The organism is Aeromonas sp. 62-46, assembly GCF_001898585.1.
In the GTDB taxonomy this organism is placed as follows: Bacteria; Pseudomonadota; Gammaproteobacteria; order Enterobacterales; family Aeromonadaceae; genus Aeromonas; species Aeromonas caviae.
In genome coordinates this window covers 320,299-346,335 of record NZ_MKUI01000058.1, presented here as the reverse complement: position 1 = coordinate 346,335, position 26,037 = coordinate 320,299, and the positions used below count along the sequence as shown (strand labels likewise).

At 62.5% G+C, this 26,037-nt stretch carries 22 protein-coding genes and 1 riboswitch; of the genes, 17 read left to right on the top strand and 5 right to left on the bottom strand.

Translation table 11 applies throughout. The features are described from left to right. Nucleotides 1-9: 9 nt before the first annotated feature. From flgE to mgtE, 9 genes are all read left to right on the top strand, one after another. The gene (flgE, locus tag BGO64_RS19355) at nt 10-1,356 is read left to right on the top strand and encodes a flagellar hook protein FlgE (RefSeq protein ID WP_042017542.1); all 1,347 of its coding nucleotides are present in this window, start codon (nt 10-12) and stop codon (nt 1,354-1,356) included. A 146-nt stretch (nt 1,357-1,502) separates the two neighbouring features. Further along, on the top strand, nt 1,503-2,249 hold the full coding sequence (gene flgF / locus BGO64_RS19350) for a flagellar basal-body rod protein FlgF (protein WP_010675291.1): 747 nt from the start codon (nt 1,503-1,505) through the stop codon (nt 2,247-2,249). A gap of 14 nt (nt 2,250-2,263) precedes the next feature. Then, on the top strand, nt 2,264-3,052 hold the full coding sequence (gene flgG / locus BGO64_RS19345) for a flagellar basal-body rod protein FlgG (protein ID WP_010675290.1): 789 nt from the start codon (nt 2,264-2,266) through the stop codon (nt 3,050-3,052). Between the two features lie 16 nt (nt 3,053-3,068). After that, the gene (gene flgH / locus BGO64_RS19340) at nt 3,069-3,740 is read left to right on the top strand and encodes a flagellar basal body L-ring protein FlgH (RefSeq protein WP_010675289.1); all 672 of its coding nucleotides are present in this window, start codon (nt 3,069-3,071) and stop codon (nt 3,738-3,740) included. A gap of 60 nt (nt 3,741-3,800) precedes the next feature. Beyond that, nucleotides 3,801-4,898, top strand: coding sequence for a flagellar basal body P-ring protein FlgI (locus BGO64_RS19335; RefSeq protein WP_010675288.1), 1,098 nt, complete (start codon nt 3,801-3,803; stop codon nt 4,896-4,898). Nucleotides 4,899-4,944: 46 nt separating this feature from the next. Beyond that, nucleotides 4,945-6,045, top strand: coding sequence for a flagellar assembly peptidoglycan hydrolase FlgJ (gene flgJ / locus BGO64_RS19330; RefSeq protein ID WP_010675287.1), 1,101 nt, complete (start codon nt 4,945-4,947; stop codon nt 6,043-6,045). Between the two features lie 3 nt (nt 6,046-6,048). After that, the gene (gene flgK, locus BGO64_RS19325) at nt 6,049-8,046 is read left to right on the top strand and encodes a flagellar hook-associated protein FlgK (RefSeq protein WP_010675286.1); all 1,998 of its coding nucleotides are present in this window, start codon (nt 6,049-6,051) and stop codon (nt 8,044-8,046) included. 3 nt (nt 8,047-8,049) lie between these two features. Then, complete coding sequence (flgL, locus tag BGO64_RS19320; RefSeq protein WP_010675285.1) at nt 8,050-9,258, top strand: flagellar hook-associated protein FlgL; 1,209 nt, start codon at nt 8,050-8,052, stop codon at nt 9,256-9,258. Nucleotides 9,259-9,435: 177 nt separating this feature from the next. Continuing rightward, nucleotides 9,436-9,605, top strand: a riboswitch (M-box (ykoK) riboswitch). Between the two features lie 123 nt (nt 9,606-9,728). Beyond that, nucleotides 9,729-11,072, top strand: a complete 1,344-nt coding sequence (mgtE, locus tag BGO64_RS19315; RefSeq protein ID WP_286701214.1) for a magnesium transporter — start codon at nt 9,729-9,731, stop codon at nt 11,070-11,072. 59 nt (nt 11,073-11,131) lie between these two features. On the opposite strand, the gene ppx is transcribed toward mgtE, so the two are convergent. The 3 genes from ppx to BGO64_RS19300 all read right to left on the bottom strand — a co-directional run bounded on the left by ppx (nt 11,132) and on the right by BGO64_RS19300 (nt 15,270). Beyond that, nucleotides 11,132-12,622, bottom strand: coding sequence for an exopolyphosphatase (gene ppx / locus BGO64_RS19310; protein WP_221435852.1), 1,491 nt, complete (start codon nt 12,620-12,622; stop codon nt 11,132-11,134). Next, complete coding sequence (gene ppk1, locus BGO64_RS19305; RefSeq protein ID WP_286701213.1) at nt 12,612-14,681, bottom strand: polyphosphate kinase 1; 2,070 nt, start codon at nt 14,679-14,681, stop codon at nt 12,612-12,614. Before ppk1 ends, ppx begins: the two co-directional genes overlap by 11 nt. Nucleotides 14,682-14,757: 76 nt before the next feature. Continuing rightward, the gene (locus BGO64_RS19300) at nt 14,758-15,270 is read right to left on the bottom strand and encodes a glycine cleavage system transcriptional repressor (RefSeq protein ID WP_010675281.1); all 513 of its coding nucleotides are present in this window, start codon (nt 15,268-15,270) and stop codon (nt 14,758-14,760) included. Between the two features lie 258 nt (nt 15,271-15,528). Here BGO64_RS19300 and BGO64_RS19295 point away from each other — a divergent pair, with 258 nt between their 5' ends. The 5 genes from BGO64_RS19295 (at nt 15,529) to BGO64_RS19275 (ending at nt 21,440) form a co-directional block, all read left to right on the top strand. After that, nucleotides 15,529-16,368 carry a DUF2726 domain-containing protein gene (locus BGO64_RS19295; RefSeq protein WP_286701212.1) on the top strand — a complete coding sequence of 280 codons (840 nt, stop codon included), beginning with the start codon at nt 15,529-15,531 and terminating at the stop codon, nt 16,366-16,368. A gap of 239 nt (nt 16,369-16,607) precedes the next feature. Further along, nucleotides 16,608-18,026 (top strand): sigma-54 dependent transcriptional regulator, encoded by a 1,419-nt coding sequence (locus BGO64_RS19290; RefSeq protein ID WP_041213159.1) that lies wholly within the window; start codon nt 16,608-16,610, stop codon nt 18,024-18,026. Nucleotides 18,027-18,131: 105 nt separating this feature from the next. After that, the gene (locus BGO64_RS19285) at nt 18,132-19,166 is read left to right on the top strand and encodes a sensor histidine kinase (protein WP_010675278.1); all 1,035 of its coding nucleotides are present in this window, start codon (nt 18,132-18,134) and stop codon (nt 19,164-19,166) included. A gap of 70 nt (nt 19,167-19,236) precedes the next feature. Further along, nucleotides 19,237-20,571 carry a sigma-54-dependent transcriptional regulator gene (locus BGO64_RS19280; RefSeq protein WP_286701211.1) on the top strand — a complete coding sequence of 445 codons (1,335 nt, stop codon included), beginning with the start codon at nt 19,237-19,239 and terminating at the stop codon, nt 20,569-20,571. A 107-nt stretch (nt 20,572-20,678) separates the two neighbouring features. After that, nucleotides 20,679-21,440: a Nif3-like dinuclear metal center hexameric protein gene (locus tag BGO64_RS19275; RefSeq protein ID WP_353743897.1), complete on the top strand. Its 762-nt coding sequence runs from the start codon at nt 20,679-20,681 to the stop codon at nt 21,438-21,440. A 114-nt stretch (nt 21,441-21,554) separates the two neighbouring features. Here BGO64_RS19275 and purN read toward each other — a convergent pair whose 3' ends face one another. Together purN and purM are read right to left on the bottom strand one after the other, a co-directional pair. Continuing rightward, a complete protein-coding gene (gene purN / locus BGO64_RS19270; protein ID WP_042017578.1) occupies nt 21,555-22,193 on the bottom strand; it encodes a phosphoribosylglycinamide formyltransferase in 639 nt (212 codons plus the stop codon). Nucleotides 22,194-22,222: 29 nt separating this feature from the next. Then, a complete protein-coding gene (gene purM / locus BGO64_RS19265; RefSeq protein WP_010675274.1) occupies nt 22,223-23,260 on the bottom strand; it encodes a phosphoribosylformylglycinamidine cyclo-ligase in 1,038 nt (345 codons plus the stop codon). A 176-nt stretch (nt 23,261-23,436) separates the two neighbouring features. Between purM and upp the strand changes: the two genes are divergently transcribed. From upp to hda, 3 genes are all read left to right on the top strand, one after another. Then, nucleotides 23,437-24,063 (top strand): uracil phosphoribosyltransferase, encoded by a 627-nt coding sequence (gene upp / locus BGO64_RS19260; RefSeq protein ID WP_005302745.1) that lies wholly within the window; start codon nt 23,437-23,439, stop codon nt 24,061-24,063. A 140-nt stretch (nt 24,064-24,203) separates the two neighbouring features. After that, nucleotides 24,204-25,232 carry a DUF2066 domain-containing protein gene (locus BGO64_RS19255; RefSeq protein ID WP_161646558.1) on the top strand — a complete coding sequence of 343 codons (1,029 nt, stop codon included), beginning with the start codon at nt 24,204-24,206 and terminating at the stop codon, nt 25,230-25,232. A 102-nt stretch (nt 25,233-25,334) separates the two neighbouring features. Then, the gene (hda, locus tag BGO64_RS19250; protein ID WP_010675272.1) at nt 25,335-26,036 is read left to right on the top strand and encodes a DnaA inactivator Hda; all 702 of its coding nucleotides are present in this window, start codon (nt 25,335-25,337) and stop codon (nt 26,034-26,036) included. The last annotated feature ends 1 nt before the right edge of the window (nt 26,037 follow it).

Here is a 26,037-nt window from a genome sequence, read left to right as displayed (position 1 = left end):
GAGAAAGACATGTCATTCAACAATGCCCTCAGCGGCATCAATGCGGCTCAAAAAGACCTGAACGTCACCGCGAACAACATTGCCAACGTCAATACCACCGGCTTCAAGGAGTCCCGTGCCGAGTTTGCCGACGTCTATGCCAACTCCATCTTCGTCAACGCCAAGACCCAGGTCGGCAACGGGGTGGCGACTGGCGCTGTGGCCCAGCAGTTCCACCAGGGCGCGCTGCAATTCACCAACAACGCGCTGGATCTCGCCATCCAGGGCAACGGCTTCTTCGTGACCTCGGACGGCCTGACCAACCTGGATCGCACCTACACCCGTGCGGGCGCCTTCAAGCTCAATGAAAGCAGCTACATGGTCAGCAACTCCGGCGGTTATCTGCAAGGGTACGAGATCAACTCTGACGGCACCCCCAAGGCGGTGAGCATCAACGCCACCAAGCCCATCCAGATCCCGGACAAGGCCGGTGAGCCGGTGCAGACCACGACGGTCGAGGCTGGCTTCAACCTGCCTTCCAGCACGAAAACGCTGATGGATGTCAATGCCTCCAAATTCGATCCCACGGACTCGACCACCTACTCCTCCTCCACCTCCGTGGTGGTCTATGACTCCCTGGGCGAGCCACACACCATCACCCAGTACTTCACCAAGGAAGCGGATCCGGCCGATCCTACCCAAGCGGCGGTACCGACTGCCTGGCGCATGTACCTCTATGAAGGGGACAAGCCCATCGACATCGTAGGCGGTACGGCCACCACCATGGCGACCGGCCTGAGCCAGGCCCCCCTGAGTGCCCGGGTGACCTTCGATGCCTCCGGCAAGATGGTCACACCCACCACCCCGGCGGTCATCAAGACTGAACCCCTGGGGGCGGCGGGGGCCGGTATCATCACCAATGGCGCCGATGGCACCCAGGAGATTGAGTTCAAGCTTGGTACCGTGACCCAGTACGCCTCCCCCTTTGAAGTGAGCAAGCTGACCCAGGACGGCTCCACCGTCGGCCGCCTGACCAAGGTGGAGATCGGGGCGGATGGCATAGTCTCCGCCACTTACAGCAACGCCACCACCGTCAAGGTGGCCATGGTGGCCATGGCGAAGTTTGCCAATGCCCAGGGTCTCACCCAGGTCGGCGACACCTCCTGGCGCCAGTCCCTGCTCTCTGGCGATGCCTTGCCCGGCACCCCGAACTCCGGCACGTTCGGCTCCATCAAGTCGTCGGCACTGGAGCAGTCCAACGTGGATCTCACCACCGAGCTGGTCGATCTCATCACTGCCCAGCGCAACTTCCAGGCCAACTCCCGTTCCCTGGAAGTGAACAGCTCCCTGCAGCAGAACATACTGCAGATCCGCTAAGACGACGGGTAGTTGGAAGGGGCGCTTCGGCGCCCCTTGTCATTTCCGTCCTGCCTCATTTCCTCCTTTCATTCCGTCTTCGTCATCTCTCTTGGCATTCAACTTGCAGTTGAGCTGTGAGAGTCATCTGTTTGACGGAGGATCCCATGGATCACCTGCTTTACATCGCCATGTCCGGGGCCAAGGAGAACATGAACAGCCTAGCTGTTCGTGGCAACAACCTTGCCAACGCCAACACCATTGGCTTCAAGTCTGACTTCGAGCAGGCGCGCAGCATGCAGGCGTTTGGCGAAGGGCTGCCCACGCGGGTGTTCGCCATGACCGAGCGGCCGGGCCAGAACCTGCAGCACGGCATGCTGATGACCACGGGTCGGGATCTTGACGTTGCCGTCGATGGGCCGGGCTGGATTGCAGTGCAGGATCCCAACGGCGCGGAAGCCTATACCCGCATGGGCAACCTGCAGCTCAATGCCACCGGCAATCTGCAAACTTCCACCGGTCTGAACGTGGTGGATGATGCCGGTCAGCCCATCGTGCTGCCCCTGCCCATGGAGAAGATCGAGATCAATCGTGACGGTACCATCAGCGGCCGTCCCGAGGGGGCCGCCGCCAACCTGCCGGAAGATTTCCAGCGCATCAAGCTGGTCAACCCGGCGGCAGATGCGGTGGAGAAAGGTCAGGACGGCCTGTTTCGCCGCAAGGATGGCCAGAATGAGGCCGCGTCTGCGGATGTGGGCCTGATCGCTGGCTCCCTTGAGGGGAGCAACGTCAACGTGGTCGACGAGATGACCAACCTTATTCGCTTGCAACGTCAGTTTGAAACTCAGGTCAAGATCATGAAGACCGCCGAGGAGAACGACGAGGCACAAACCCAGCTGCTGCGTATCAGCTAATCAAGGAGCCCCCCATGAATCCTGCACTCTGGATCAGCAAGACCGGCCTCGATGCCCAGCAGACCAACATCTCGGTCACCTCGAACAACCTGGCGAACGCCAGCACCGTGGGCTACAAGAAGGCGCGGGCCATCTTCGAGGATCTGCTTTATCAGAACATCAACCAGCCTGGCGGTCGCTCCTCGGCGGACACCGAGCTCCCTTCCGGCCTGATGCTGGGGGCGGGGGCCAAGGTGGTCGCCACCCAGAAAAACCACAGTCAGGGCAACGTCCAGACCACGGACAACTCCCTTGATCTGATGATCAGCGGCCGCGGCTACTTCGAAATCCAGCTGCCCGATGGCAGCGCCGCCTATACCCGCAACGGCCAGTTCACCCTGAACGACGAGGGGACCATCGTCACCCCGGGCAACGGTTACCCGCTGCAACCGGAGATCCAGATCCCCGAGAACGCCCAGAGCGTCACCGTGGGGGAGGATGGCCAGGTCTCCGTCCAGCTCAAGGGGGATGGCCAGTCCCAGGTGGTGGGCCAGATCAACACCACGGACTTCGTCAACCCCACCGGCCTGCAGCCCATGGGGGAGAACCTCTTCCTCGAGACCCAGTCCAGCGGCGCCCCCATTCAGGGGACTGCCGGTGCGGACGGGCTGGGGGTGATCAAGCAGGGGATGCTGGAGACCTCCAACGTCAACGTGACCGAGGAGCTGGTGAATCTCATCCAGGCTCAGCGGGTCTACGAGATGAACTCCAAGGTCATCTCCGCCGTCGACTCCATGATGTCCTTCCTGACCCAGCGGACCTGATGAAAGGAGTGTCATGATGAAAGCCATATGGATGCTGGGACTGCTGACCCTGGCGGGTTGCACCAGTACCCCCAATACCGCCAAACCGGATGACCCGGATTTCGCCCCCGTCTACGGGGAGTCGGAGCCGGTGTCGGTGCGCCCGACCGGCGCCATCTTCCAGCCCGAGCAGGTCAACGGCATCTACTCGGACATCAAGGCGCACCGGGTGGGTGACATCATCACCATCCAGTTGGCGGAGTCGACCTCGGCGTCGAAAAAGGCCAACACCCAGAGCGGCAAGGACAACAAGCTGGCGCTCGACCCCGTCACCCTGGGTGGCGTGCCGGTCACGGCGGGGCCCTACGATCTGTCGGCCTCCATCGGCCAGAACAGTGCCTTCAAGGGGCAGGCCAAGGCGGATCAGAGCAACAGCCTGCAGGGCAACATTTCGGTCAGCGTGGTCAAGGTACTGCCAAACGGCAACCTGCTGGTGCGCGGCGAGAAGTGGATCATGCTCAACAATGGCAACGAATATATCCGTATCACCGGTCTGGTGCGCCCGGAGGACGTGAGCTCGGAAAACAGCGTCTCCTCCCAGCGGGTGGCCAATGCGCGTATCTATTACGGTGGTACCGGGGATCTGGCGAACACCCAGGAACAGGGCTGGCTCACCAGCTTCTTCAACGGCCCCTGGTGGCCCATTTAAGACTCAAGAGTCCGGGGCGTTCACGGGCCCTGGATCAGGAAGGTTTTGTTAGGAGATGTCATGAACCGATTCCGTCTGCTTGCCCTGCTATGCTGCCTGCTGCCCTTCGGGCTGGCGCACGCATCCCGCATCAAGGACCTCGCCTCGGTGGAAGGGGTGCGCAGCAACCAGCTGATCGGTTACGGTCTGGTGGTGGGCCTGCCCGGCACGGGGGAGAAGAACAACGCCTTCACCGAGCAGACCTTCAGGACCATGCTCAACAACTTCGGCATCAAGGTGCCTGACAACATCAAGCCCAAGATCAAGGACGTGGCACCGGTGGCCATCCACGCGGATCTCCCCCCCTTCTCCAAGCCGGGCCAGACCATAGACGTCACCGTCTCCGCCATCGGCGAGGCGAAGAGCCTGCGTGGCGGCACCCTGCTCCAGACCTTCTTGAAAGGGCTGGATGGCCGCGTCTATGCGGTGGCCCAGGGCAGCCTGGTGGTCGGTGGCCTCGGGGCCGAAGGGGCGGACGGCTCCAAGGTGGTGGTGAACACGCCCACAGTGGGGCGCATCGCCAACGGGGCGACCGTGGAGCGGGAGGTTCCCAACTCCTTCAGCCAGGGCGACACCATCACCTTCAACCTGAACCGGCCGGACTTCACCACCGCCCGCCGTCTGGCGGACGTGGTCAACGATCTGGTGGGTCCGAACACCGCCCAGGCGATGGACGCCACCTCCATCAAGGTATTCGCACCGCGGGATCCGGCCCAGCGGGTCTCCTACCTCTCCACCATCGAGAACCTGGAAGTGGACCCGGCGAGCGAGTCCGCCAAGATCATCGTGAATTCGCGCACCGGGACCATCGTCATCGGCAGCGAGGTCAAGCTGCGCCCGGCGGCCATCAGCCACGGTGGGCTGACGGTGACCATCGCCGAGAACCAGCAGGTCTCCCAACCCAATCCGCTCGCTGGCGGGCAGACGGCGGTCACCAACAACTCCACCATCAACGTGCAGCAGGATCCCGGTCGGATGTTCAAGCTTGATACCGGCGCGACCCTGGACGACCTGGTGCGGGCGGTGAACCAGGTGGGGGTCGCCCCCGGGGATCTGATGGCGATCCTGGAGGCGCTGCAGCAGGCGGGCGCGATCCAGGGCCAACTGGTCATTCTGTAATTTCGTGAGCGGCAAGCGGTTGCCACGGGCGGCAAAGAGGTAGGTTATGGCAGAGTTCGACACCCAGAGCGGTATCAATATTGGCATGGTGCAGGACGTCCAGAACCTGGACAAACTGCGCCAGATGAGCCTGAGCAAGGAGGGGAAGCAAGGGGCCCTGATGGCGGCCGCCCGCCAGTTCGAATCCATCTTCACCCAGACCCTGTTCAAGGGGATGCGCCAGGCCAACTCGGTGCTCACCGAGGGCAACCCGATGAACAGCAGCTACACCCAGTTCTATGAAGGGATGCTGGACGAGCAGCGGGTTGCCGACATGTCGAGCAAGGGGGGGCTGGGCATTGCCGAGATGGTGGCCAGGCAGCTCTCACCCGAGCAGACTTTCACCCATCAGGATGGCCGGGTACTCAAGCTGCCCCAGCGTACCGAGCGGGTCTACAAGCCCTATCAACCCCCCAGTGCCTCCAACGATCTGATTGCTGCCTCCAAAGTTGGCAAAGATTTTGCTGATAACGAAATGAAGGGTGAGCTGAATGGGGCCGAGCGTACGCTGGCCATGCCAAGACGTCCCCACCGCACCGTGCCGCCCATGGGCAGCAGCCAGAGGCCTTCGGCCCTGGATGGCAGCGCCAAGGTGTTTGACAGCCCGGAAGAGTTCGTCGACAGGCTGATGCCGCTGGCCAAGAAGGCGGCGGACAAGCTGGGGTTGAGCCCGGCGGTGCTGGTGGCCCAGGCCGCCCTTGAGAGTGGCTGGGGCAAGCGGGTGATCAAGGATGCAGACGGAAACGTGACGCACAACCTGTTCGGCATCAAGGCCGATCCGCGTTGGGAAGGCCCCAAGGCGGTGGTGAGCACCCTGGAATACGAGCAAGGGGTGGCCTCGCGCCAGAAGGCGGCGTTTCGCTCCTACGAGTCGTTCGAAGAGAGCTTCAACGACTACGTGGATTTTCTGACCTCTGGGAGTCGCTACAAGGGGGCGCTGGCCAAGGTGGACAGCCCGGATCGTTACTTCGAGGCGTTGCAGCAGGCCGGTTATGCCACCGATCCCCAGTACGCCAGGAAACTTAAACAAGTGTTGCGCAGTGATGCCATCGCCGGTTACTCGACGTCCGGCAACATTGCAGACAGGAACACAGAGATGGAGCTGTAAGCTATGGCAAGCGATCTGCTTGGAATTGGGACCTCGGGTGTGTTGGCCCAGCAGCGACTGCTGCAGACCACCAGCAACAACATAGTGAACGTCAATAGCCAGGGCTATGTACGTGAACGCACCCTGATCTACACCAATTCCGTCGGATTGGGGACGGGCGACATGGTGAGCGAGCGCATCATCAACGCCTATGCCCAGGCCGAGGTGCGCCGGGATACGTCCGCCTATCAGGCGGCCAACACCCGCTACGATCAACTGTTCCGGCTCGACAGCCTGCTCGGTGATGCCAGCAACAGCGTGGGGACCACCATCACCTCCTATTTCAAGGCTTTCCACACCGCCAACGAGTCACCGTCCGAGATCGGGGGGCGCAAGACGACCCTGAGTGAACTGAGCGGCATGGTGGACAGATTCCATACCCTCTCCGCCCAGCTCGACAAGCAGTCCGATACCATCAATGCCACCATAGGGGACGAGACGGACAGGGTGAACAGCCTGCTGAACAGCATCAACGATCTGAACCAGGCCATCGTCCGCACCCAGGGCTCCCCTGAAGAGAACCTGATGCTGTTCGATCAGCGGGATGAGGCCATTCGCCAGCTCTCCGAGAAGATGGAGATCCGCACCGTGACCCAGCCCAATGGCAGCATGCTGGTCAACATGAGTACAGGGCACTCCCTGGTGCTCGATGGCGGCGTGGCCCAGTTCAAGGTGGTGCCGGGGGACCCGGATTCCCGTGAGCCTTCCCTGCAGCTGACCCTGGGCAAGAACCAGGCCAGCATCAACGACAAGGATATTGGCGGTGCCATCGGTGGCCTCTTCACCGCGCGCCGGGATCTGGAGCCCGCCAAGCGGGAGCTGGGGCAGCTGGCCGTCGCCCTGGGGGATGCCATGAACCAGCAGAACCGGCTGGGGATGGATCTCGACAACGAGCTTGGGGGGGATCTCTTCACCCTCAAGGGAAGCCAGGGGCTGCCCTACGCCAGCAACCAGGGTAACGGGGCGGCCAGCGTCAACTTCGTCCCCGGCAAGGGGAGTGAGGTCACCACCTTCGACTACGAGGTGCGGTTCAACAGCGCCACCGGTTACGAGGTATTCGCCATCGACGGCAGCGGGCAGCGTACCTCGCTCGCCACGGGGACCACGCCGCCAGCCACCTTCGAGGTGGCGGGGCACGGCATCGAAATCGATCTCTCCGGCACTCCGGTCGCGGGTGACAAGATCTTGTTGCAACCCACCCGGAATGCGGCTGCCAACCTGGAGCAGGCGATCACCCGTCCCGAGGATATCGCGCTGGCATCCCCCCTGAAGGCGGACAAGGGATCCCAGAACCTGGGCTCGGGCGAGATAACGCTGGGCGGTGTCTACAACACCGGCACGGGCTCGGGTTTTGGCACCAACACTCTGGACCCGAGTGCCCCCCAGGTCATCAAGATCGACGGCAGCGGCAACTACGAGGTCTATGACAAGAACAACAACCTGCTCGGTGTGGCCCCCGCCTCCAGCAAGGGAAAGAACCTGATGGCCGCCCTCGAGAGCCCCCTGGGGGGGCCCAAGGTCTACGCCGATCCAACCCAGAGCCCGGGCTATGAGTTCAGCATCACCGGCAAGGTGGAGGCCAGCGACAGCTTCACGCTCAGCTACAACAAGGACGGCTTTGCGGACAACGCCAACGGCCTGGCGCTGGCGGAGCTGCAGAACAAGGAGCTGGTGCGCAAGAACAACAACGCCGCCACCAGCAACGACAAGATGACCTTCAACGATGCCTACTCGGGTCTGGTGAGCGGCATTGGCAACAAGACCAGCCAGGCCAAGACCCTGTTGCAGGCCAACGAGGCGAAGCTGACCCAGAGTACCGCCATCTTCGAGAGTGTCTCCGGCGTCAATCTGGAGGAGGAGGCGGCCAACCTCATCCGCTTCCAGCAGTCCTATGCGGCCTCGGCCCAGATAGTGAATACCGCCAAGACCATCTTCGACACCCTGCTCTCCTCCGTGAGGTAAGTCATGCGCATCACCACCAACATGATCTATGACCGCAACCTTGCCTCCATGAGCAAGGTGAGCGAGCGCCAGAACACCGCCTACAACCAGTTGATGACGGGGGATAAATTCTCTCGCTCCGGGGAGGACCCGGCCGGCATGAGCCAGAAGATGGCGCTGACCAAGGAGATCGATCTCTTCAAGCAGTACGGCGTCAACGGCAGCCTGCTGGAGAACAGCCTGGGCCACGAGGAGACGGTGCTGACCTCCCTCAACAACGCCATGCTGAGTGCCCAGACCCTGATCCAGAAGGCGAACAACTCCGCCATGGGCTCCGAGGAGCGCAACGCCATCGCGAGCGAACTCGAGGGGCTGCAAAAGCAGATGTTCGACCTGATGAACAGCAAGAACTCCCAGGGGGAGTACATCTTCGGCGGCAATCAGAGCAAGACCCAGCCCTTCGTCAAGGATGCCAGCGGCAACTATGTGTTCCAGGGGGACACGGGGCAGCGCAACATCCAGGTCTCTCCCACGGTGCAGATCCCGGCCAACGACTCCGGTTTCGATCTGTTCGAGATGGTGGCGACCCGGCGCACCGCCAGCGCCGCCAGTGGCAACATCCAGGTGTCGGTGGCGGATCAGGGGAACTTCGAGAGCTTCTATCGCAACAACTATGATGCTTCCCTGCCGAGTAACCAGTATGCGGTCAGCACCCTGGCCGGGCCGCCGGACACCTACGAGATCCGTGACAGCGGTGGCACCCTGCTGCAAAGCGGCGACTATGTGGCGGGCAACAAGATCCCCTTCAACGGCCTGGCGCTCACCCTCGACCTCCCAGCGGGGTCGGCGACCCAGAACTTCGTGCTGGATACCCCGAAAAACGACAACATCCTCAATGGCATGTCCGATTTCATCTCCGCCATGCGCGATCCGACCCTGTCCGAGAGCGATTTTCAGCTGGCGGTCTCCGATGCCACCACCCACATGAGCAACGCCAGAACCAAGATAGACCGGGGACTGGGGGAGCTGGGGGGAAGGATGAACAGCCTGGAGCAGGTGATGAGCTCCAACGACGGACTCAGCACCCTGAACCAGCAGGCGCGGGCCAAGGTGTCCGAGGCGGACATGTACGAGGTGATCGCGGCCCTCTCCAAGGAGGATGCAGCCATGAGCGCCTCCCAGCTCGCCTTCAGCAAGATAAGCAAGCTGACCCTCTTCGACTATATCCGCTGACGTTCGTCCGTTGACCGCAGGCTCCCCCGTGCCACGCACGGGGGAGCCTCGTTTCATGAAGAGCCCGTCGTCCGGCCAATTTGTAACAACCCGTTGCCAGGTGCCCGTTTGCCTTGACTCGACCTGCGCCTGGGCAGATGATGCCGCCCGCACGGTAGCGCCGTGCAATCAATGTTCGCAGCATCTCGTTAGGCGAGGCTCCTGCATAAACACAGGCCACTGATCTCACGACGTCCAGAGACGCCCAAGATCAGGACAGTTTTCATCGGATTAAGGTGTCAACCCAAGTGGCTTCCGGCATGCCGGATACGTTATGCAGTGCTAAAGCTGGTACGTGGGGATGAAAACACGCCGGACGGCGTCATTTCCTGCCTGTTACTCGTCAATCAAATTGCTGTTTTCTTGCCGTTGCATTCGGCCAGGTGCCGGAGGCGTTCAGGTTCGCCTGAAATCACATGAGGACATCTGTGATGAAGAAAACACACACCCTGCTCAATCGTCATCAACTGCTCGACCCGGTCGCCCTGCGCAACTGGCTGGCTCACAACCTGGATCCGGTGGCCCGTGCCGATCAGCTTCTGACCCTGCGCCCGGAAGAGCTCAACTGCATCTTCGATACCCTCTCCATGCCGGAAGGGGCGTCCTTGCTCGCCTCCCTCCCGGCGGAGTGTGCCGGCCATCTGCTGCTCAGGCTGCATGGCAGCATCGTGGGAATACTGCAGGGCACCCTGGCCCGTCGGGACCTGCTGGCCATCCTGCGCAGGCTCGACGAGCACGATCGCAAGACCCTGCTCGCCCGGCTGCCAGACCCCGCCCGTAAAGCCTTCCAGTCACTGCTGGCCTGGCCGAACGAGTCGGTGGGGGCCAACATGCGCCACGAATACCTGGCAGTGGAGGCCGATGCGACGGTGGAAAGCGCCAAGCAGCTGATCCACGGGGCCTGGGAGCAGGCCAGGCTGTTCGGTCATCTCTATGTGGTTGACGGCGAGCAGCGCCTCCTTGGCAGCGTCTCCCTCAAGTCGCTGCTGATCGCCGATCCTCTGCTGCCGGTGGGGGAGCTGATGGAGGGGGAGGCGGTGCGCATCAACGCCCGGGCGGATCAGGAGCTGGCGGCCCGCCTGCTCATTGACCGCGACCTATCGCTCCTGCCGGTGGAAGATCAGGGGCGCCTGGTGGGGGTCTTCCACGTGGACGATGCCGCCGACATCCTGGAGCTGGAGTCCACCGAGGATGCGGAGCTGCAAGGGGGCTCCTCGCCGCTGGATACCCCCTATCTGCAGGCCACCCCCTGGCAGTTGTGGCGCAAGCGGGTGGGCTGGCTGCTGATCCTGTTCGTGGCGGAAGCCTACACAGGCACCGTGCTGCGGGCCTTTGAAGAGCAGCTGGAGGCAGCCATCGCCCTGGCCTTCTTCATCCCGCTCCTCATCGGCACCGGTGGCAACAGCGGTACCCAGATCACCACCACCATAGTGCGTGCCATGGCGGTGGGGGAGGTGAGCCTGAAAAACCTCGGCACCGTGCTGAAAAAGGAGATCTCCACCGGTCTGCTCATCTCGGCCGCCATTGCGCTGGCGGCCTGGGTGCGGGCCTGGAGCCTGGGGGTGGGGCCCGAGATCGGCATGGTGGTGACCCTGACCATCGTCGCCATCGTGCTCTGGAGTGCCACCGTCGCCTCGGTGATCCCCATGGTGCTGCGTCGCTTTCGCATCGACCCGGCGGTGGTCTCCGCCCCCTTCATCGCCACCCTGGTGGACGGTACCGGCCTCATCATCTACTTCGAGATAGCCAAGCTGATCCTGCCGGATCTGCAGTAGGAAAAGACAAGAGACAAAAAAAGGCAGCCATCGGCTGCCTTTTTGCACAGAGGGGCGGATCACCCGAGCTGGAACAGCAGGGGCCAACCCTGCTCGTGGCAGTAGCGGTGCTCCTTTTCCAGGTTCTGCATCAGCAACTTGTTCTCGTCGCACCAGTCCAGGGGCAGGGTGACCACCAGCTGATCCCCGGCGGCCTGCACGTTCCACTCGGGCAGCAGGTTGTCCTGACGCCTGTGGTGGGCCGCCACCGCGAGGCGCAGGATGCGGATGCAGCGCAGCACCGTCTGCTCGTCGTGGTTGGGCAGGGCGGGCAGCTCGGAGAGCTTGAGCCCCTTGCGATGAAAGCGCACCAGGGCCGCCAGCAGGGCCTGATCGTCCTGGTTGAAGCCGGGCAGGTCGGTGTTTTGCAAGATGTAGGCGGAGTGTTTGTGGATGCCGCTGTAGTTGATGGCAAGGCCGATCTCATGCAGCCGCGCCGCCCAGCCGAGGATGGCGCGATAGGGCTCTTCCGGCATCTCCCAGGGGCCGCTCAGGGCGTCGAACAGGGAGAGGACGCTGCGTTCTACCCGGGTGGCCTGGCGCTTGTCGATGCGATAGTGAGTGCTGAGTGCAAGCGCGGTACGTTCGCGAATGTCGTGATGCTGCAGGCGCTCCTCGAACTCGTAGAGTAACCCTTCGCGCAGGGCGCCGTCGGAGTACTCCATCCGTTCGATGGGCAGGGAGGTGAAGAGCCCGAGCAGGATGGCCACCGCGGCGGCGAACACCCCCTGACGCTCCTCGGTGAGGCCCGCCAGCTTGAGCTGGTCGACCCGCTTGTGCTTGAGCATCTCTTCCTTCAGCCGCTCGAGTCCCGCCATGGTGATGGCACCATCGGTCCACTCTTCCCCCTGCAACACGTCGCGCACGGTGCGGATGGAGCCCGAGCTGCCGAGGCAGCTCTGCCAGCCCAGTTTGCGGTACTGGTTGATGATGGGGGCGAGCTGATGCTGGGCTTCCAGCACGGCGGCGTTGAAGGCCTTCTCGCCGAGCTTGCCGTTGCCAAAGAAGCTCTGGGTGAAGCTCACGCAGCCCATCTTGCGGCTGGTGAGCGCCTTGTGCTCAAACCCTTCGCCAATGATGAGCTCGGTGCTGCCGCCGCCGATGTCCACCACCAGCACCTGGCCCTCGATGTGCTGGGTATGAGCGACCCCCTGATAGATGAGGCGGGCCTCTTCCTGGCCGCTGATGATCTCGATGGGGTGGTTGAGCACCTTGGCCGCCTCGCGCACGAAGTCGCGGGCGTTGCTGGCGCGGCGCAATGTGTAGGTGCCGGCGATGCGGATCTGATCCGGCTTGATGTTGGTGAGCCGCTCGGCGAACAGGGCGAGGCAGTCCAGCCCGCGCGCCATGGCCTCCGGGGACATGCGGCGCTGCTCATCCATCCCTTCGGCGAGGCGCACTCGCTCCTTGATGCGATCGATGATCTGCATCCGCCCCTCGGTGAGGCGGGCAATGACCATGTGGAAGCTGTTCGAGCCCAGATCGACAGCGGCGTACAGACTATTGTCCATGGTTTGACTCTATGCTTTTGAGGTAGTCGTAAATCGCCACCTGGGAACGGACCTTGCGGCGGTTGCCCCGCTTCACGTACTCGTTCTTCTGGTCGGCATCGATCACCCGCGCCTTGCAGGTATCACTCAGTTGTAGCTCGAGAATGTCGAGGATGCGCTGCTTGAGCCGCTCGTCATAGATGGGGGTGCCCACCTCGATGCGACCGTCGATGTTGCGGCTCATCCAGTCGGCACTGGAGATATAGAGCTGGGGATTGCCCTTGTTGTGGAACACCATCACTCGCGGATGTTCGAGGAAACGGTCGATGATGCTGATGACCCGGATGTTGTCGCTCAGACCCGGCACCCCCGGGCGCAGGGCGCACATGCCCCGGATGATCATCTGGATGGGCACCCCGGCCTGGCCGGCGGCATAGAGCCGGTTGATGAGGTCTCTGTCCACCAGGTTGTTGATCTTGAGGGTGATGCCGCTGGGTTGCCCCGTCTTGGCGTTGGCCAGCTCGTTGTCGATGAGGCGATAGAGCTGGCGGCGGCTGTTGATGGGGGAGACCAGCAGGTGGTTGAACTTGTAGCGCCGGTACGGGTACTCGATGTACTCGAACACGCTCTCCACCTCGGCAGTGATGTCCGGATGGCGGGTCAACAGGGAGAAGTCGGTGTAGATCTTGGCGGTCTTCTCGTTGAAGTTGCCGGTCCCGATATGGGCGTAGCGCACCGCCTCGCCGTTCTCGTGGCGGGTGATGAGGCAGAGCTTGGAGTGGATCTTGAGGCTGGGCACCCCGAACACCACCTTGACGCCTGCGTCGGTCAGGATGTTGGCCCAGTCGATGTTGGCCGCCTCGTCGAAGCGGGCGCGCAGCTCCACCACCACGGTCACCTTCTTGCCGTTGTTGGCGGCGTCGATGAGGGAGTGGATGATCCGCGACTTCTTGGCCACCCGGTAGATGTTGATGCGAATGGCGCTGACCGCCGGGTCGAAGGCCGCCTGGCGCACCAGCTCGGTGAAGTGGTGGAACTTGTGGTACGGGTAGTAGAGCAGGATGTCCTGCTTGGCGATGGCGTCGAAGGCGTTGACGAAGCCGTCAAAGTCGCGGCAATCGAGGGCCGGCAGCTTGGGGTTTTCCAGATAATCCCGGCCCACATTGGGGAAGCCGATGAAATCCTTGAAGTTGTGATAGCGCCCACCGGGCATGATGGCGTCGTAGGAGCTGATCTGCAGCTTGAGCTTCAAGAAGCTTATCATGGCCGCCGGCATCTCCCGCTCGTAGACGAAGCGCACCGGCATGGCGGTGAGGCGCTGTTTCAAGCCGTCACTCATCTTGTCCACCAGGCTGAGGTCCAGCTGGTCGGAGAGGTCATACTCGGCATCCCGGGTCAGCTTGACCGCGTAGGCGGCAATCTCGTCGTAGTCGAAGAAGCCCTTGAAGATCTCGTCCAGACAGAAGCGGATAACGTTGTCCAGGATGATGATCTGCTTCTTGCGACGGGTGCCCTCCGGCGGTAGCTGGAAGAAGCGGGGCAGATCGTCGGTGGGTACTTCCACCAGGGCGTACTGGATCACCTGGCCGTTCTTCTTCATCTCGATGGCGAGATAGGTGTGCTCGTCTTTCAGGAACTTGACCGGGTTGACCTCCTTGTTGAGGAGGATGGGGATGATGTGGCGCAGCACCTTTTCCCGGAAGAAGACCCGCAGCCACTGCTGGATGGACTCGGAGAGCTGGCTTTCGTTCACCAGGAAGATGTTGTGGCGGGCCAGCGCGATCAGCAGCTCCTTGTAGGTGTTGTCGAACGCCTCGCCGAGCGCCATCACCTTCTGCTGGATGGCGCGCAGCAGCACCTTGGCCTCGTCGTCGCCGCCGTGGACTTCGTTGATGAGGATGCGGCGCTTGACGTCCGACACCCGAACCTTGAAGAACTCGTCCTGATTGGAGGAGAAAATCCCGAGGAAGCGGACCCGCTCGATGAGGGGTACCGTCTTGTCCATCGCCTCTTGCAACACCCGTTCATTGAATGAGAGCCAGCTAAGCTCTTTCTCTTCATACTGCTTGTCGGTGCTCATCTGGTGCCTCTTTGCTCTGGTTGCGTCTGCGCGGAAGTTATGGCGTCAAACCATGACAAATTTATGACAGGCGACACTATTCGCTCAGATCCTGATCGATGTCGACGACGAGGTCGTCGGAGAGGGACTCCAGGGCCGTGACGAGATCGTCCAGTTCGAGCTGCGGCGGCAGGGCCACCAGGGCGTGGGCATAGAAGAGGGGGGCGCCTGAGTGGGGCGCAGGTTCGCAACCTGTGGTGAGGTCGGCGACGTTGATGTTGAGCTGTCGCAGGATGCTGGCCACTTCGTGGACGATGCCCGGTCTGTCGTTGCCGGTGACGCTCAGCATCACCTGATGGGCCGGTTGCGGGCTGAGCTGCCCTTCGGCGAAGCTCACGGTGAGGCCAGGCAGCATCACCAGGGCCTCGCACAGGCTACGGTAATGCTCGTCAGGCACGGCGACGTGCAAAATGCCGGCAAATTGCCCCGCCAGCTCGCTCATGGAGCTGGCCAGCCAGTTGCCCTGCTGCCGGGTGATGGTATCGGCCAGGCTCTCGACGATGCCGGGTTTGTCTGCGCCGATCACGGTGACGACCAATTGCTTTTGCATCCTGCTCTCCTTGAATGGGGCTGCGTGGGGTCCGTTGACGCCTGGCGGCGACGGGGAGTGCGCCAGAACGTCCATGGGCTCTAGCATTGTGCCTGCTGTGACAGGCCATATGAAGCCCGCCTTGCGCAAATTCAGTGAAAAAACGCGAATGCCGGGACGGGCTTGATTTCTGCGCTGCCTGAGTCGCTTTCCCCGTGGTAGAGTGTGCCCCTTCCTCTGGTGTGAACTGAATTTGTCTTGTAAACGGGATGTGCGTGTATGAATAGCCTTGTCGTATCGGGAGCCGTGTTGCTGGGGTTGCTCCTGCTGGTGATCGTCTGGCGCAGGGAGAAAGGGGGCAAGGCCGAGCCCTATGATCTGCAGGAAACCTTGATGAGCCCAGCGGAGCGCACCTTCTTCGGGGTGCTTGATCAGGCGGTGGGGGACAAGGCCCGTGTCTTTGCCAAGGTACGAGCCTCCTATGTACTGACGCCCGAGGCGCACCTTGGCAAAGGCAAGCGCCAGCAGGCGCTCGGCAAGATAGGGGAGAAGCACTTCGATTTTCTGCTCTGCCACCCGGCGGATCTCTCTTTCCTGTGTGCCGTGGAGCTGGATGACGAGGGGCATCGCCACCAGAAGCGCAAGGCGCGGGATCTCTTCCTGAAGGCGGCCTGCGATGGCGCCGGCCTGCCGCTGTTGCAGATCCCGGCCAGCAGCCACTACCAGGTCGACGAGTTGCGGGAGCAACTGCTGCCCCTGCTGGCGAGAACGACGGCGCCGGTGGATGACCTGCTGCCCGGCGAGCGCCGCGAACCGACCTTCAGCCCGCTGCTGCTCGATGGTGTCGATCTGGGCACGTCACACCCGGGGGCTGCCAGGGAGCCCCAGGGGCCGCCCCCCCAGGCCGAAGAGGCAATGCCCGTGTTGATGGGGGAGAATCCCTTCCTCGATCCGGATGAGGAGGAGCCCCGGGAGACGACCCCTCATTGCCCCCGCTGTGCCGCGCCCTTGGTGGCACGGGAAGCACGAAAGGGTCCTCATGCTGGTCGCCTGTTCCTCGCCTGCAGCCGGTTTCCCGAGTGCCGCTATGCCGCACCCCAGGAGAGCGTGAAACACTGATCCCTTCTCTGACGCCGCGCCCTGTCGGCGTCATTCTTTTCCCTTCGCTGGTTTTCATCCGATACTCAATCTGGCTGGAAGCGTGATCCCCGTCCCGCCAGGGTCCGGGAAGATGCGACAAGTTTTGACAATCCGCCAGAATTTTGGCACTTTGTCCCCCTTATGACACAGTGCGAAATTGGTTTTAATAAGCACTTAAAAAACAATAACTTGGCGTCAGGTGTGAAAATATGGATAGGATGGCTATGGGTGTGCTGCTTGTTGATGCCGATGATGTGCGGCGCCAGCAACTGGGGACTGTGCTCTCCTTCATGGGGATCCCCTGGCAGGAGGTGGTGGAGAGCGATCTCGATGTGGCCATCGAGACTGCCGGGCCCTTGCAGGGGATTCTGGCCGGGGAACTGCGCGAGCGCGCCCTGAGTGAGCTGCTTGCCGCCCATCCTCGTCTGCCCTTCCTCTCCCTGATGCCGGCGAGCCATGGCTGCAGCAACTTCATCGGGGTGGCCGAGGCGCCCTTTACCTATGAGTCCCTCACCCGTCATCTGCACTTCTGCCAGGCCTTCATCTCCCTGCATCCCCGTCATCAGACCCACGACAAGGGTCAGACCCTGCTGCGCCTGCTGGTGGGCAAGGGGAGGGGCATTCAGGAGGTGCGCCGTCTCATCGGCCAGGTGGCCGAGACCGACGCCAACGTACTGATCCTCGGTGAGTCCGGGACCGGCAAGGAGGTGGTGGCTCGCGCCATCCACGAGCTGTCCGCCCGAAGCGCGGGCCCCTTCGTGCCCATCAACTGCGGCGCCATTCCGGCGGAGCTGCTCGAGAGCGAGCTGTTCGGTCACGAGAAGGGGGCCTTCACCGGTGCCATTGCCGCCCGGCGCGGCCGCTTCGAACTGGCCCAGGGGGGCACCCTCTTCCTCGACGAAATCGGCGACATGCCGCTGCCGATGCAGGTCAAGTTGCTGCGGGTGCTGCAGGAGCGCCAGTTCGACCGGGTCGGGGGCGGCAAGGCCGTCCAGGCAGATGTGAGGGTGATCGCGGCGACCCACCGGGATCTGGAAGCCATGATCCGCACCCAGGCATTTCGCGAAGATCTCTACTACCGCCTCAATGTGTTCCCCATCGAGACGCCCCCCCTGCGGGATCGGGCCGACGACATCCCGCTGCTGCTGCAGGAGCTGCTCAATCGCCATGCCGAACAGCACAAGGGGATCATCCGTCTGACCCAGCGCGCCATGGAGTCCCTGATGCAGTACGCCTGGCCCGGCAACGTGCGCGAGCTGTCCAACCTCATCGAGCGCCTGCTCATCCTCTATCCGAACCAGATCGTCGATGTGGCGGATCTACCTGGCCGCTATCGCCTGCTGCCCTGCGAGCCACGAGATGAGCGGCTCACCGAGATGGACGAGCGGGACGCCCTGGCTGCCGTGTTCCAGTCCCCACCAGAGCTGGATCCCGGCATCGCCATGCCCCTGCCCATGCAGTTGCCCCAGGAGGGGGTCAACCTCAAGGAGATGCTGGCCGATCTCGAGGTGGAGCTGATCCGCCAGGCCCTGGAGTCCCAGGACGGGGTGGTGGCCCGCGCCGCCGACCTGCTCAGCATGCGCCGTACCACCCTGGTGGAGAAGATGAAGAAGTACGGCATGAGCAAGGACAATTGAGGTCAATGCTTTGACGCGTTGACCCAATACATTAATAAATAACGTCTATTTTGCTGGCATGGAAATTGAATAAGCTGACTCAATCGCCAGTTTGAGGTCAGCTTTATGACAATCTTGCAGCAGGATGCCCCCCTCCAGTCACATGAAGTGAGTCAGCTTTACGCCATCTTCACGGCGCTGCCGACCGGCGTGCTGCTGCTCGATGGCGAGGGGCTGATCACCCGCGCAAACCCTGCCGCCCTGGCGCTGCTGGGAGAGCCACTGGAAGGCCTTTCCTGGCGCCAGATCATCGCCCGCTGCTTCGAACCCCGTGAGGATGACGGTCACGAGATCTCCTTGCGAGACGGCCGTCGGGTCCAGCTGTCGACCCAGCCGCTGCCGGATCAGCCCGGCCAACTGGTATTCATTACCGACTTGACCGAGACCCGCCAGTTGCAGGACAGGGTCAACCACATGAAGCGCCTCTCCGCCCTTGGCAACATGGCGGCTTCCCTGGCGCACCAGATCCGCACCCCGCTCTCCGCCGCCATGCTCTATGCGGCCAATCTGGCCAACCGCACCCTCAAGCCTGAATCCCGCAGCCAGTTCCAGCAAAAATTGATGGCCAGGTTGCAAGACCTGGAAAAACAGATCAACGACATCCTGCTGTTTGCCCGCAATGGCGACAACCAGGTGGTGGCGCCCCTCTCGGTGCAGGGCCTGCTGGCGGAAGTGCAGGCGGGGGCCGAAGCCTTCTGCCAGCAGCAGGGCTGCGCCTTGCATCTGGAGGCCCCTGAGCCCGATCTCTGTCTGCTTGCCAACAGCAGTGCCCTGGCGGGGGCCATCAACAACCTCATCGCCAATGCCCGGCAGGCCGGCGCCGATTCGCTCCTGGTGAGCGCTGTGCGCAGCGGCAACCGGGTGGAGATGCGGGTCATCGACAACGGCAAGGGGATGGCCCCCTCCCTGCTCAACCAGATCTTCGAACCCTTCTTTACCACCCGTTCCCAGGGCACGGGCCTCGGTCTTGCGGTGGTGCAGTCGGTGGTACGAGCCCATCAGGGGGAGGTGAGCGTGGCCTCGGTCCCTGGCGAGGGCACCTGTTTTACCCTGTCCTTCCCCCTGCATCAGCAACAGGTTCAGTTGGGGGGCGTGGCATGATGCGCGCAAAAGCCGGAGCGCCGGTGAAGATGATTTTCGACAAGGCCATGTTGGTTGTAGGAGGTGTGGCATGACCCAGGCTCGCATTTTGGTGGTGGAAGATGACAACGGCCTGCGCGAGGCGCTGATGGATACCCTGCTGCTCGGTGGCTATGAGTGCCGCGAGGTGGACAGCGGCGAGCGGGCCCTGCTTGCCCTGTCCCGTCAGCGCTTTGACATGGTGATCTCCGACATCCAGATGGGGGGCATGGATGGTCTGACTCTGCTCGCCAACATCCGCCAGCAATATCCCCAGGTGCCTGTGCTCCTGATGACGGCCTACGCCAACATCGACGGGGCGGTGCGCGCCATGCGCGAGGGGGCGATCGACTATCTGGCCAAGCCCTTTTCCCCCGAGGTACTGCTCAACCAGGTCAGCCGTTATGTGCCGGCCCAGAAGGTGGAGAAACGGGCCGTGGTGTACGGGGACCCCAGGACTGCGGAGCTGTTCCAGCTGGCGACCCGGGTGGCCAGAAGCGAAGCCACCGTCATGGTGACCGGACCGAGCGGGACGGGCAAGGAGGTGCTGGCTCGCTACATTCATGACCACTCCAGCCGGGCAGAGCAGGCCTTCGTCGCCATCAACTGCGCCGCCATTCCGGAGAACATGCTGGAAGCGACCCTGTTTGGCTACGAGAAGGGCGCCTTCACCGGTGCGGTGCAGGGGTGCCCTGGCAAGTTCGAGCAGGCTCAGGGAGGAACCCTGCTGCTCGACGAGATCACCGAGATGGATCTGGGGCTGCAGGCCAAGCTGCTGCGGGTCTTGCAGGAGAAAGAGGTGGAGCGGCTCGGCAGCCGCAAGATGATCCCCCTGGATGTGCGGGTCATTGCCACCAGCAACCGGGATCTGAAAAAAGCGGTGCAGGACGGGCAGTTCCGCGAAGATCTCTACTACCGCCTCAACGTCTTCCCCCTGCGCTGGACGGCGCTCTGGGAGCGCCCGGGGGACATCCTTCCCCTGGCGGAGCATCTGCTGGCGCTGCATGCCAGCCAGATGGGGCTGCCGACGCCGCAGCTCGCAGAGGACGCCCGAGAGCGTCTGATGGCTCACCTCTGGCCCGGCAACGTGCGCGAGCTCGACAACGTGGTGCAGCGGGCCCTGATCCTCTGCCCAGACGGCCTCATCGACTGTGAGCACCTGATCCTGGAAGAGACGGACGAGACCCTGGTGCGGCCGCTCGAGCGGCTGTCAGGGGAAGGGCTTGGCGGCGAACTCAAGCAGCAGGAGCACCAGATCATTCTGGACACCCTGCAGGAGTGCAACGGCAGTCGCAAAGCGGTGGCCGACAAGCTCGGCATCAGCCCGCGCACCCTGCGCTACAAGCTGGCCCAGATGCGTGACGCCGGCATCGAGCTGCCCGCCTAGGCCTGACAGGCGCATGGCCTTGCCGGTCCGGCTCGATTATCATGGGCCCTGACGATCTGAATCCGGCTCCCCGCACAGTGCGTGGGGAGCCCAGCTAGGAGACCCCCATGATCTCTCATCGTAAACTGGAAAGCCTGCTCAACCACCTGCTCGAACCCCATGCCATCAAGGATTACTGCCCCAACGGCCTGCAGGTGGAGGGGCGTGAGCGCATTCGCAAGGTGGTGACCGGCGTCACCGCCAGCCAGGCCCTCATCGATGCCGCCGTGGCCGCCGGGGCCGATGCCATCCTGGTTCATCACGGCTACTTCTGGAGCGGTGAGCCGGCCCAGATCACCGGCATGAAGCAGCGTCGTCTCAAGACCCTGTTGACCCACGACATCAACCTGTTTGCCTACCACCTGCCGCTGGACGTGCACCCCGAGGTGGGGAACAATGCCCAGCTTGCCAGGTTGCTCGGCATCAAGGTGCGTCGCGGCCTCGAACCCTGGAACAGCAAGAGCGTCGCCATGGTGGGCAAGCTGGAGGAGCCCATGAGCGGCAGCGATTTTGCCAAGCTGATTGCCGAGCGTCTCGGTCGCGAGCCGCTTCATTGTGGTGACAGTGGTCCCGAGCTCATCCGCTCCGTGGCCTGGTGCACCGGCGGTGGCCAGAGTTACATCAGCCAGGCGGCGGAGCAGGGCATCGATGCCTTCATCTCCGGCGAAGCCTCCGAGCAGACCATCCACACCGCCCGCGAGATGGGCATGCACTTCTACGCCGCAGGCCACCACGCCACCGAACGTTACGGCGTAAAGGCGCTGGGAGAGTGGCTCGCCACTGTACACGGGTTGGAGGTGAACTTTATCGATATCGACAATCCGGTGTAGGGCCGATTAGCCGCGCAGCGGCGTCATCGGACGTGATGACAACCATTGCGCTGGTCGATGGAAATGACAAGGGAGGCCTAAGCCTCCCTTGTTGTGTCTTACTGCTGCTAGCGGTTACTCGCTGGCATAGCCTGCCAGGCCAAGCTGCTTGCCATCGAGGAAGGCAGACCCTTCTCGCATCTGCAAGCGCCCTTCACAGAACCACTGCACCACCAGGGGGTAGATGCTGTGCTCCTGCACCTGGACCCGGGCGGCGACCTCGTCGGCACTGTCCCCTTCGAAGATGGGGACCCGTGCCTGGAGGATCACCGGGCCGCCGTCGAGCTCTTCGGTGACGAAGTGGACGCTGGCGCCGTGCTCGTCATCACCGGCCTCGATGGCGCGCTGGTGGGTGTGCAGACCCTGGTATTTCGGCAGCAACGAGGGGTGGATGTTGATCATCCTCCCCGCGAAGTGGCGCACGAGGTCGGCGCTCAGGATCCGCATAAAGCCGGCCAGCACCACCAGATCCGGCTGATAATCCGCCATCAGGGCCAGCAGGGCGGCATCATACTCCTCCCGGCTGGCGAACTGCTGCTGGGCCAGGATGGCGGTGGCCACCCCGGCTTCCCTGGCACGCACCAGGCCATAGGCATCAGCCTTGTTGCTGATGACGCCGACCACCTGACCGGCAATCTTGCCGCCGGCACAGCCATCGAGGATGGCCTGCAGGTTGCTGCCGCTGCCTGAGATGAGGACGAGGATGCGTTTCATGGAGGTCATCTGGCCGTTGATACGATCATTCATTGAATGATGACCTGCTCCTCACCATCGGCCGCCTTGGCGATGTGGCCGATGTGCCAGGCGTTTTCGCCTTCGGCCTTGAGCAGGGCCAGGGCCTTGTCCAGCTGATCCGCCGGCAGGGCGATGATCATGCCGACGCCGCAGTTGAAGGTGCGATACATCTCGTGGCGGGTGACGTTGCCAGCCTGCTGCAGCCAGCTGAACACCGCCGGCCACTGCCAGCTCTGCTCGTCGATGACCGCCTGGGTGTTGGCGGGCAGCACGCGCGGGATGTTCTCCCAGAAGCCGCCGCCGGTGATGTGGGACAGGGCGTGGATCTCGCACTCCTTGATGAGCTTGAGCACGGGCTTCACATAGATGCGGGTCGGCTCCAGCAGGGCGTTGGCCAGGGTGGTGTCACCCAGGGGCTGCTGCACGTCGGCCTTGGAGACTTCCAGGATCTTGCGAATGAGGGAGAAGCCGTTGGAGTGGGGACCGCTGGCGGCCAGGGCGATCAGGGCATCCCCTTCGCCAACCTTGCTACCGTCGATGATCTCGCTCTTTTCCACCACGCCGACGCAGAAACCGGCGATGTCGTAATCTTCCCCTTCATACATGCCAGGCATTTCGGCAGTTTCACCGCCGACCAGGGCACAGCCGGACTGTTCGCAGCCGGCGCCGATGCCGGTGACCACGGCAGCGGCAGTGTCCACGTCCAGTTTGCCGGTGGCATAGTAGTCGAGGAAGAAGAGGGGCTCGGCGCCCTGCACGATGAGGTCATTGACGCACATGGCGACCAAGTCGATCCCCACGGTGTCGTGCTTCTTCAGGTCGATGGCCAGACGCAGCTTGGTGCCCACCCCGTCGGTACCGGAGACCAGTACCGGTTCCTTGTAGCCAGCAGGGATTTGACACAGGGCCCCAAAGCCGCCAAGACCACCAAGGACTTCAGGACGACGAGTGCGTTTTGACACGCCCTTGATACGTTCAACCAGTGCATTGCCGGCATCGATATCTACGCCAGCATCCTTGTAGCTCAGTGAGGTTTTGTCAGTCACGCGTATTCCCCGTCATATAAAGAAGTGGAGGGTAAAATTCGGGGCGTATTCTACCAGCGGGCACGAAAAACCAGAAAGAAAATCGTTTGCGCGTTTTTGAATCGAAAAGCTCTACAAGCTGTGGCTTTTGTTGTATGATTCCGCGATTTTTTTGGCGCCGGTTAGAGGAGATAATAATGAAAGTCGTTGAAGTCAAACACCCCCTGGTCAAGCACAAGATCGGCCTGATGCGCGAAGGCGACATCAGCACCAAGCGTTTCCGTGAACTGGCCAAGGAAGTGGGCAGTTTGTTGACCTACGAAGCGACCTCTGACTTCGAAACCGAAAAAGTGACCATCGATGGCTGGAACGGCCCTGTGGAAGTCGACCAGATCAAGGGCAAGAAGGTCACCGTGGTGCCCATCCTGCGCGCCGGTCTTGGCATGATGGACGGCGTGCTGGAGCACATGCCGAGCGCCCGCGTCAGCGTGGTCGGTATCTATCGCGATGAAGAGACCCTGCAGCCTGTCCCCTACTTCGAGAAGATCGTCAGCAACATCGAAGAGCGTCTGGCCCTGGTCATCGACCCCATGCTGGCCACCGGCGGCTCCATGATCGCCACCATCGACCTGCTCAAGAAGAAAGGTTGCCAGTCCATCAAGGTGCTGGTGCTGGTTGCCGCGCCGGAAGGCATCAAGGCCCTGGAAGCCGCTCACCCGGACGTGGAGCTGTTCTGTGCCTCCATCGACCAGGGGCTGAACGAGAAGGGCTATATCGTCCCGGGTCTGGGGGATGCTGGCGACAAGATCTTCGGCACCAAGTAAGCATCACCCCATCGCCGCGCCCAAGGCGCGCAAACGGAGCCGGCACCCTGCCGGCTCCGCTGTTTCTCCCCCCTTTGCTTGCTGCCATGCGCGCCTTGCCGCTACCATAAGCACCATCCCCCATTTCGAGAATCTTCTTTATGCTGAAACGCTTAGCGACTCTCCTCTGCTGCTGTCTGCCTCTCGTGGTGTCGGCCGCCCAGGTAACCGACCTCTATCAGGGCAAGGCTCCCACCAGTGGCGACATGACGGCCGCCCAGTCCCAGGCGCTGGGGGATGTGCTCGTCAAGGTGACGGGCAAGCGCGATATCCTCACCCAGCCGGATGTGGTGAAGGCCCTGGCGGCGCCGGCGGATTACGTGCAGCAATACAGCTATCAGGACATCGGCTCGGTCAAGTTTCTCAAGGCGGATTTCAATGTGGTCAAGGTGAACGCCCTGGTCGGCCAGAGCAAGTTTGCCCTGCTTGGCCCGGTGCGGCCGCAGGTCGCCATCTGGCTGGTGGTCGACGAAGGGGAGCGGCGCATTCTGCCGGATCAGTCCGGCGATGGCTGGTCCGAGGCGCTGCGTGCCCAGACCCAGGCCATGGGGCTGCCGGTCAGTCTCCCGCTGATGGACTTGGATGACAACATGGCGGTCAATGCCACCGATGTCTGGGGCCGCTTTGCCGATCCCGTGCTCAAGGCGAGCCAGCGTTACGGCGCCGAAATGGTGGTGCTCGGCAAACTCACCCCGGAGGGGGAGGCCTGGAGCATCGATTGGGGTCTTTATGGGGCCAAGCCGGGGGCGCAGGCAGGAGAGCTGACCGAGCTGACCAAGGGCTCGGGTTCAGGTACCCAGGCCGAGGTGGCAAAGGGCTTTGCCGATGCCCTTGCCGGTTGGCTGGTGCAGCAGTACGGTACCCGTCTCTCCGGTGTCGCCTCCAGCCAGACCCTGGTGGTGGAGGGGCTGTCCGACATCGATGGCATGATCCAGATCCAGAAGCTGCTGCAGGGGATGGCCAGTGTCACCAAGGTGGCCATCGGCAAGCTGGAAGGGGACAAGGTGACCTTCAACCTCTCGCTGCAGGGGGACAAGGCCGAGCTGGTGAGGGGGTTGCAACTGGAGAGCCGCCTGCATCAGGTGGAAGACAACGAGAGCGGCCTGCGCTATCAATGGTCGCAGCCCTGATCCCGGGGAAGGATCCTGACCGCCCGGCATGGTCCGGGCGGTTCTCTATCTGCCCCGCTGGTGATACACTTGCCCGCAAATATCACAGTCAAAGCCCAACGAGTGAAGCAACCGGCCCAACTGTCTTTAGCCGTACAACTACCGGATGATGAAACCTTCGTCAGTTTTTATCCCGGCAACAACGCCCATCTGATCACCGCCCTCAAGAATGCGGCCATTGGTCAGGGCTCGCCCTTCCTCTATTTCTGGGGAGCCAAGGGGTCGGGCCGCTCCCATCTGCTCCATGCTACCTGTGCCGAGGTCAACGCCCGCGACGCGGCGGCGGCCTATCTCTCCCTCGATCAGTTCGAACAGCTTGACCCCAGCATGCTCGATGCCCTGGAGAGCCTGCCCCTGGTCTGTCTTGACAGCCTGGAGGCGATCGCCGGCAACGCCCTGTGGGAGCGGGCCCTGTTCGACTTCTACAATCGCTGGAAGGAGAAGGGGGAGGGGACGCTCATCGTTACCGGCTGCAGCGCGCCACGCAAGCTGGGGCTGCAACTGCCGGATCTCGCGTCCCGTCTCGACTGGGGAGTGAGCTTCCACCTCGACGAGCTGGACGACGAGGGCAAACTCAGCGCCCTGCAACTGCGCGCCGAGCTGCGGGGTTTCAAGCTGCCCATCGACGTGGGCCGTTTCCTGCTCAACCGCCTCTCCCGCGACATGCGCACCCTGCTTGCCACCCTCAATCGTCTCGACAACGCCTCCTTCCGTGCCAAGCGCAAGCTGACCATCCCTTTCGTCAAAGAGATCCTCGAGCTCTGAA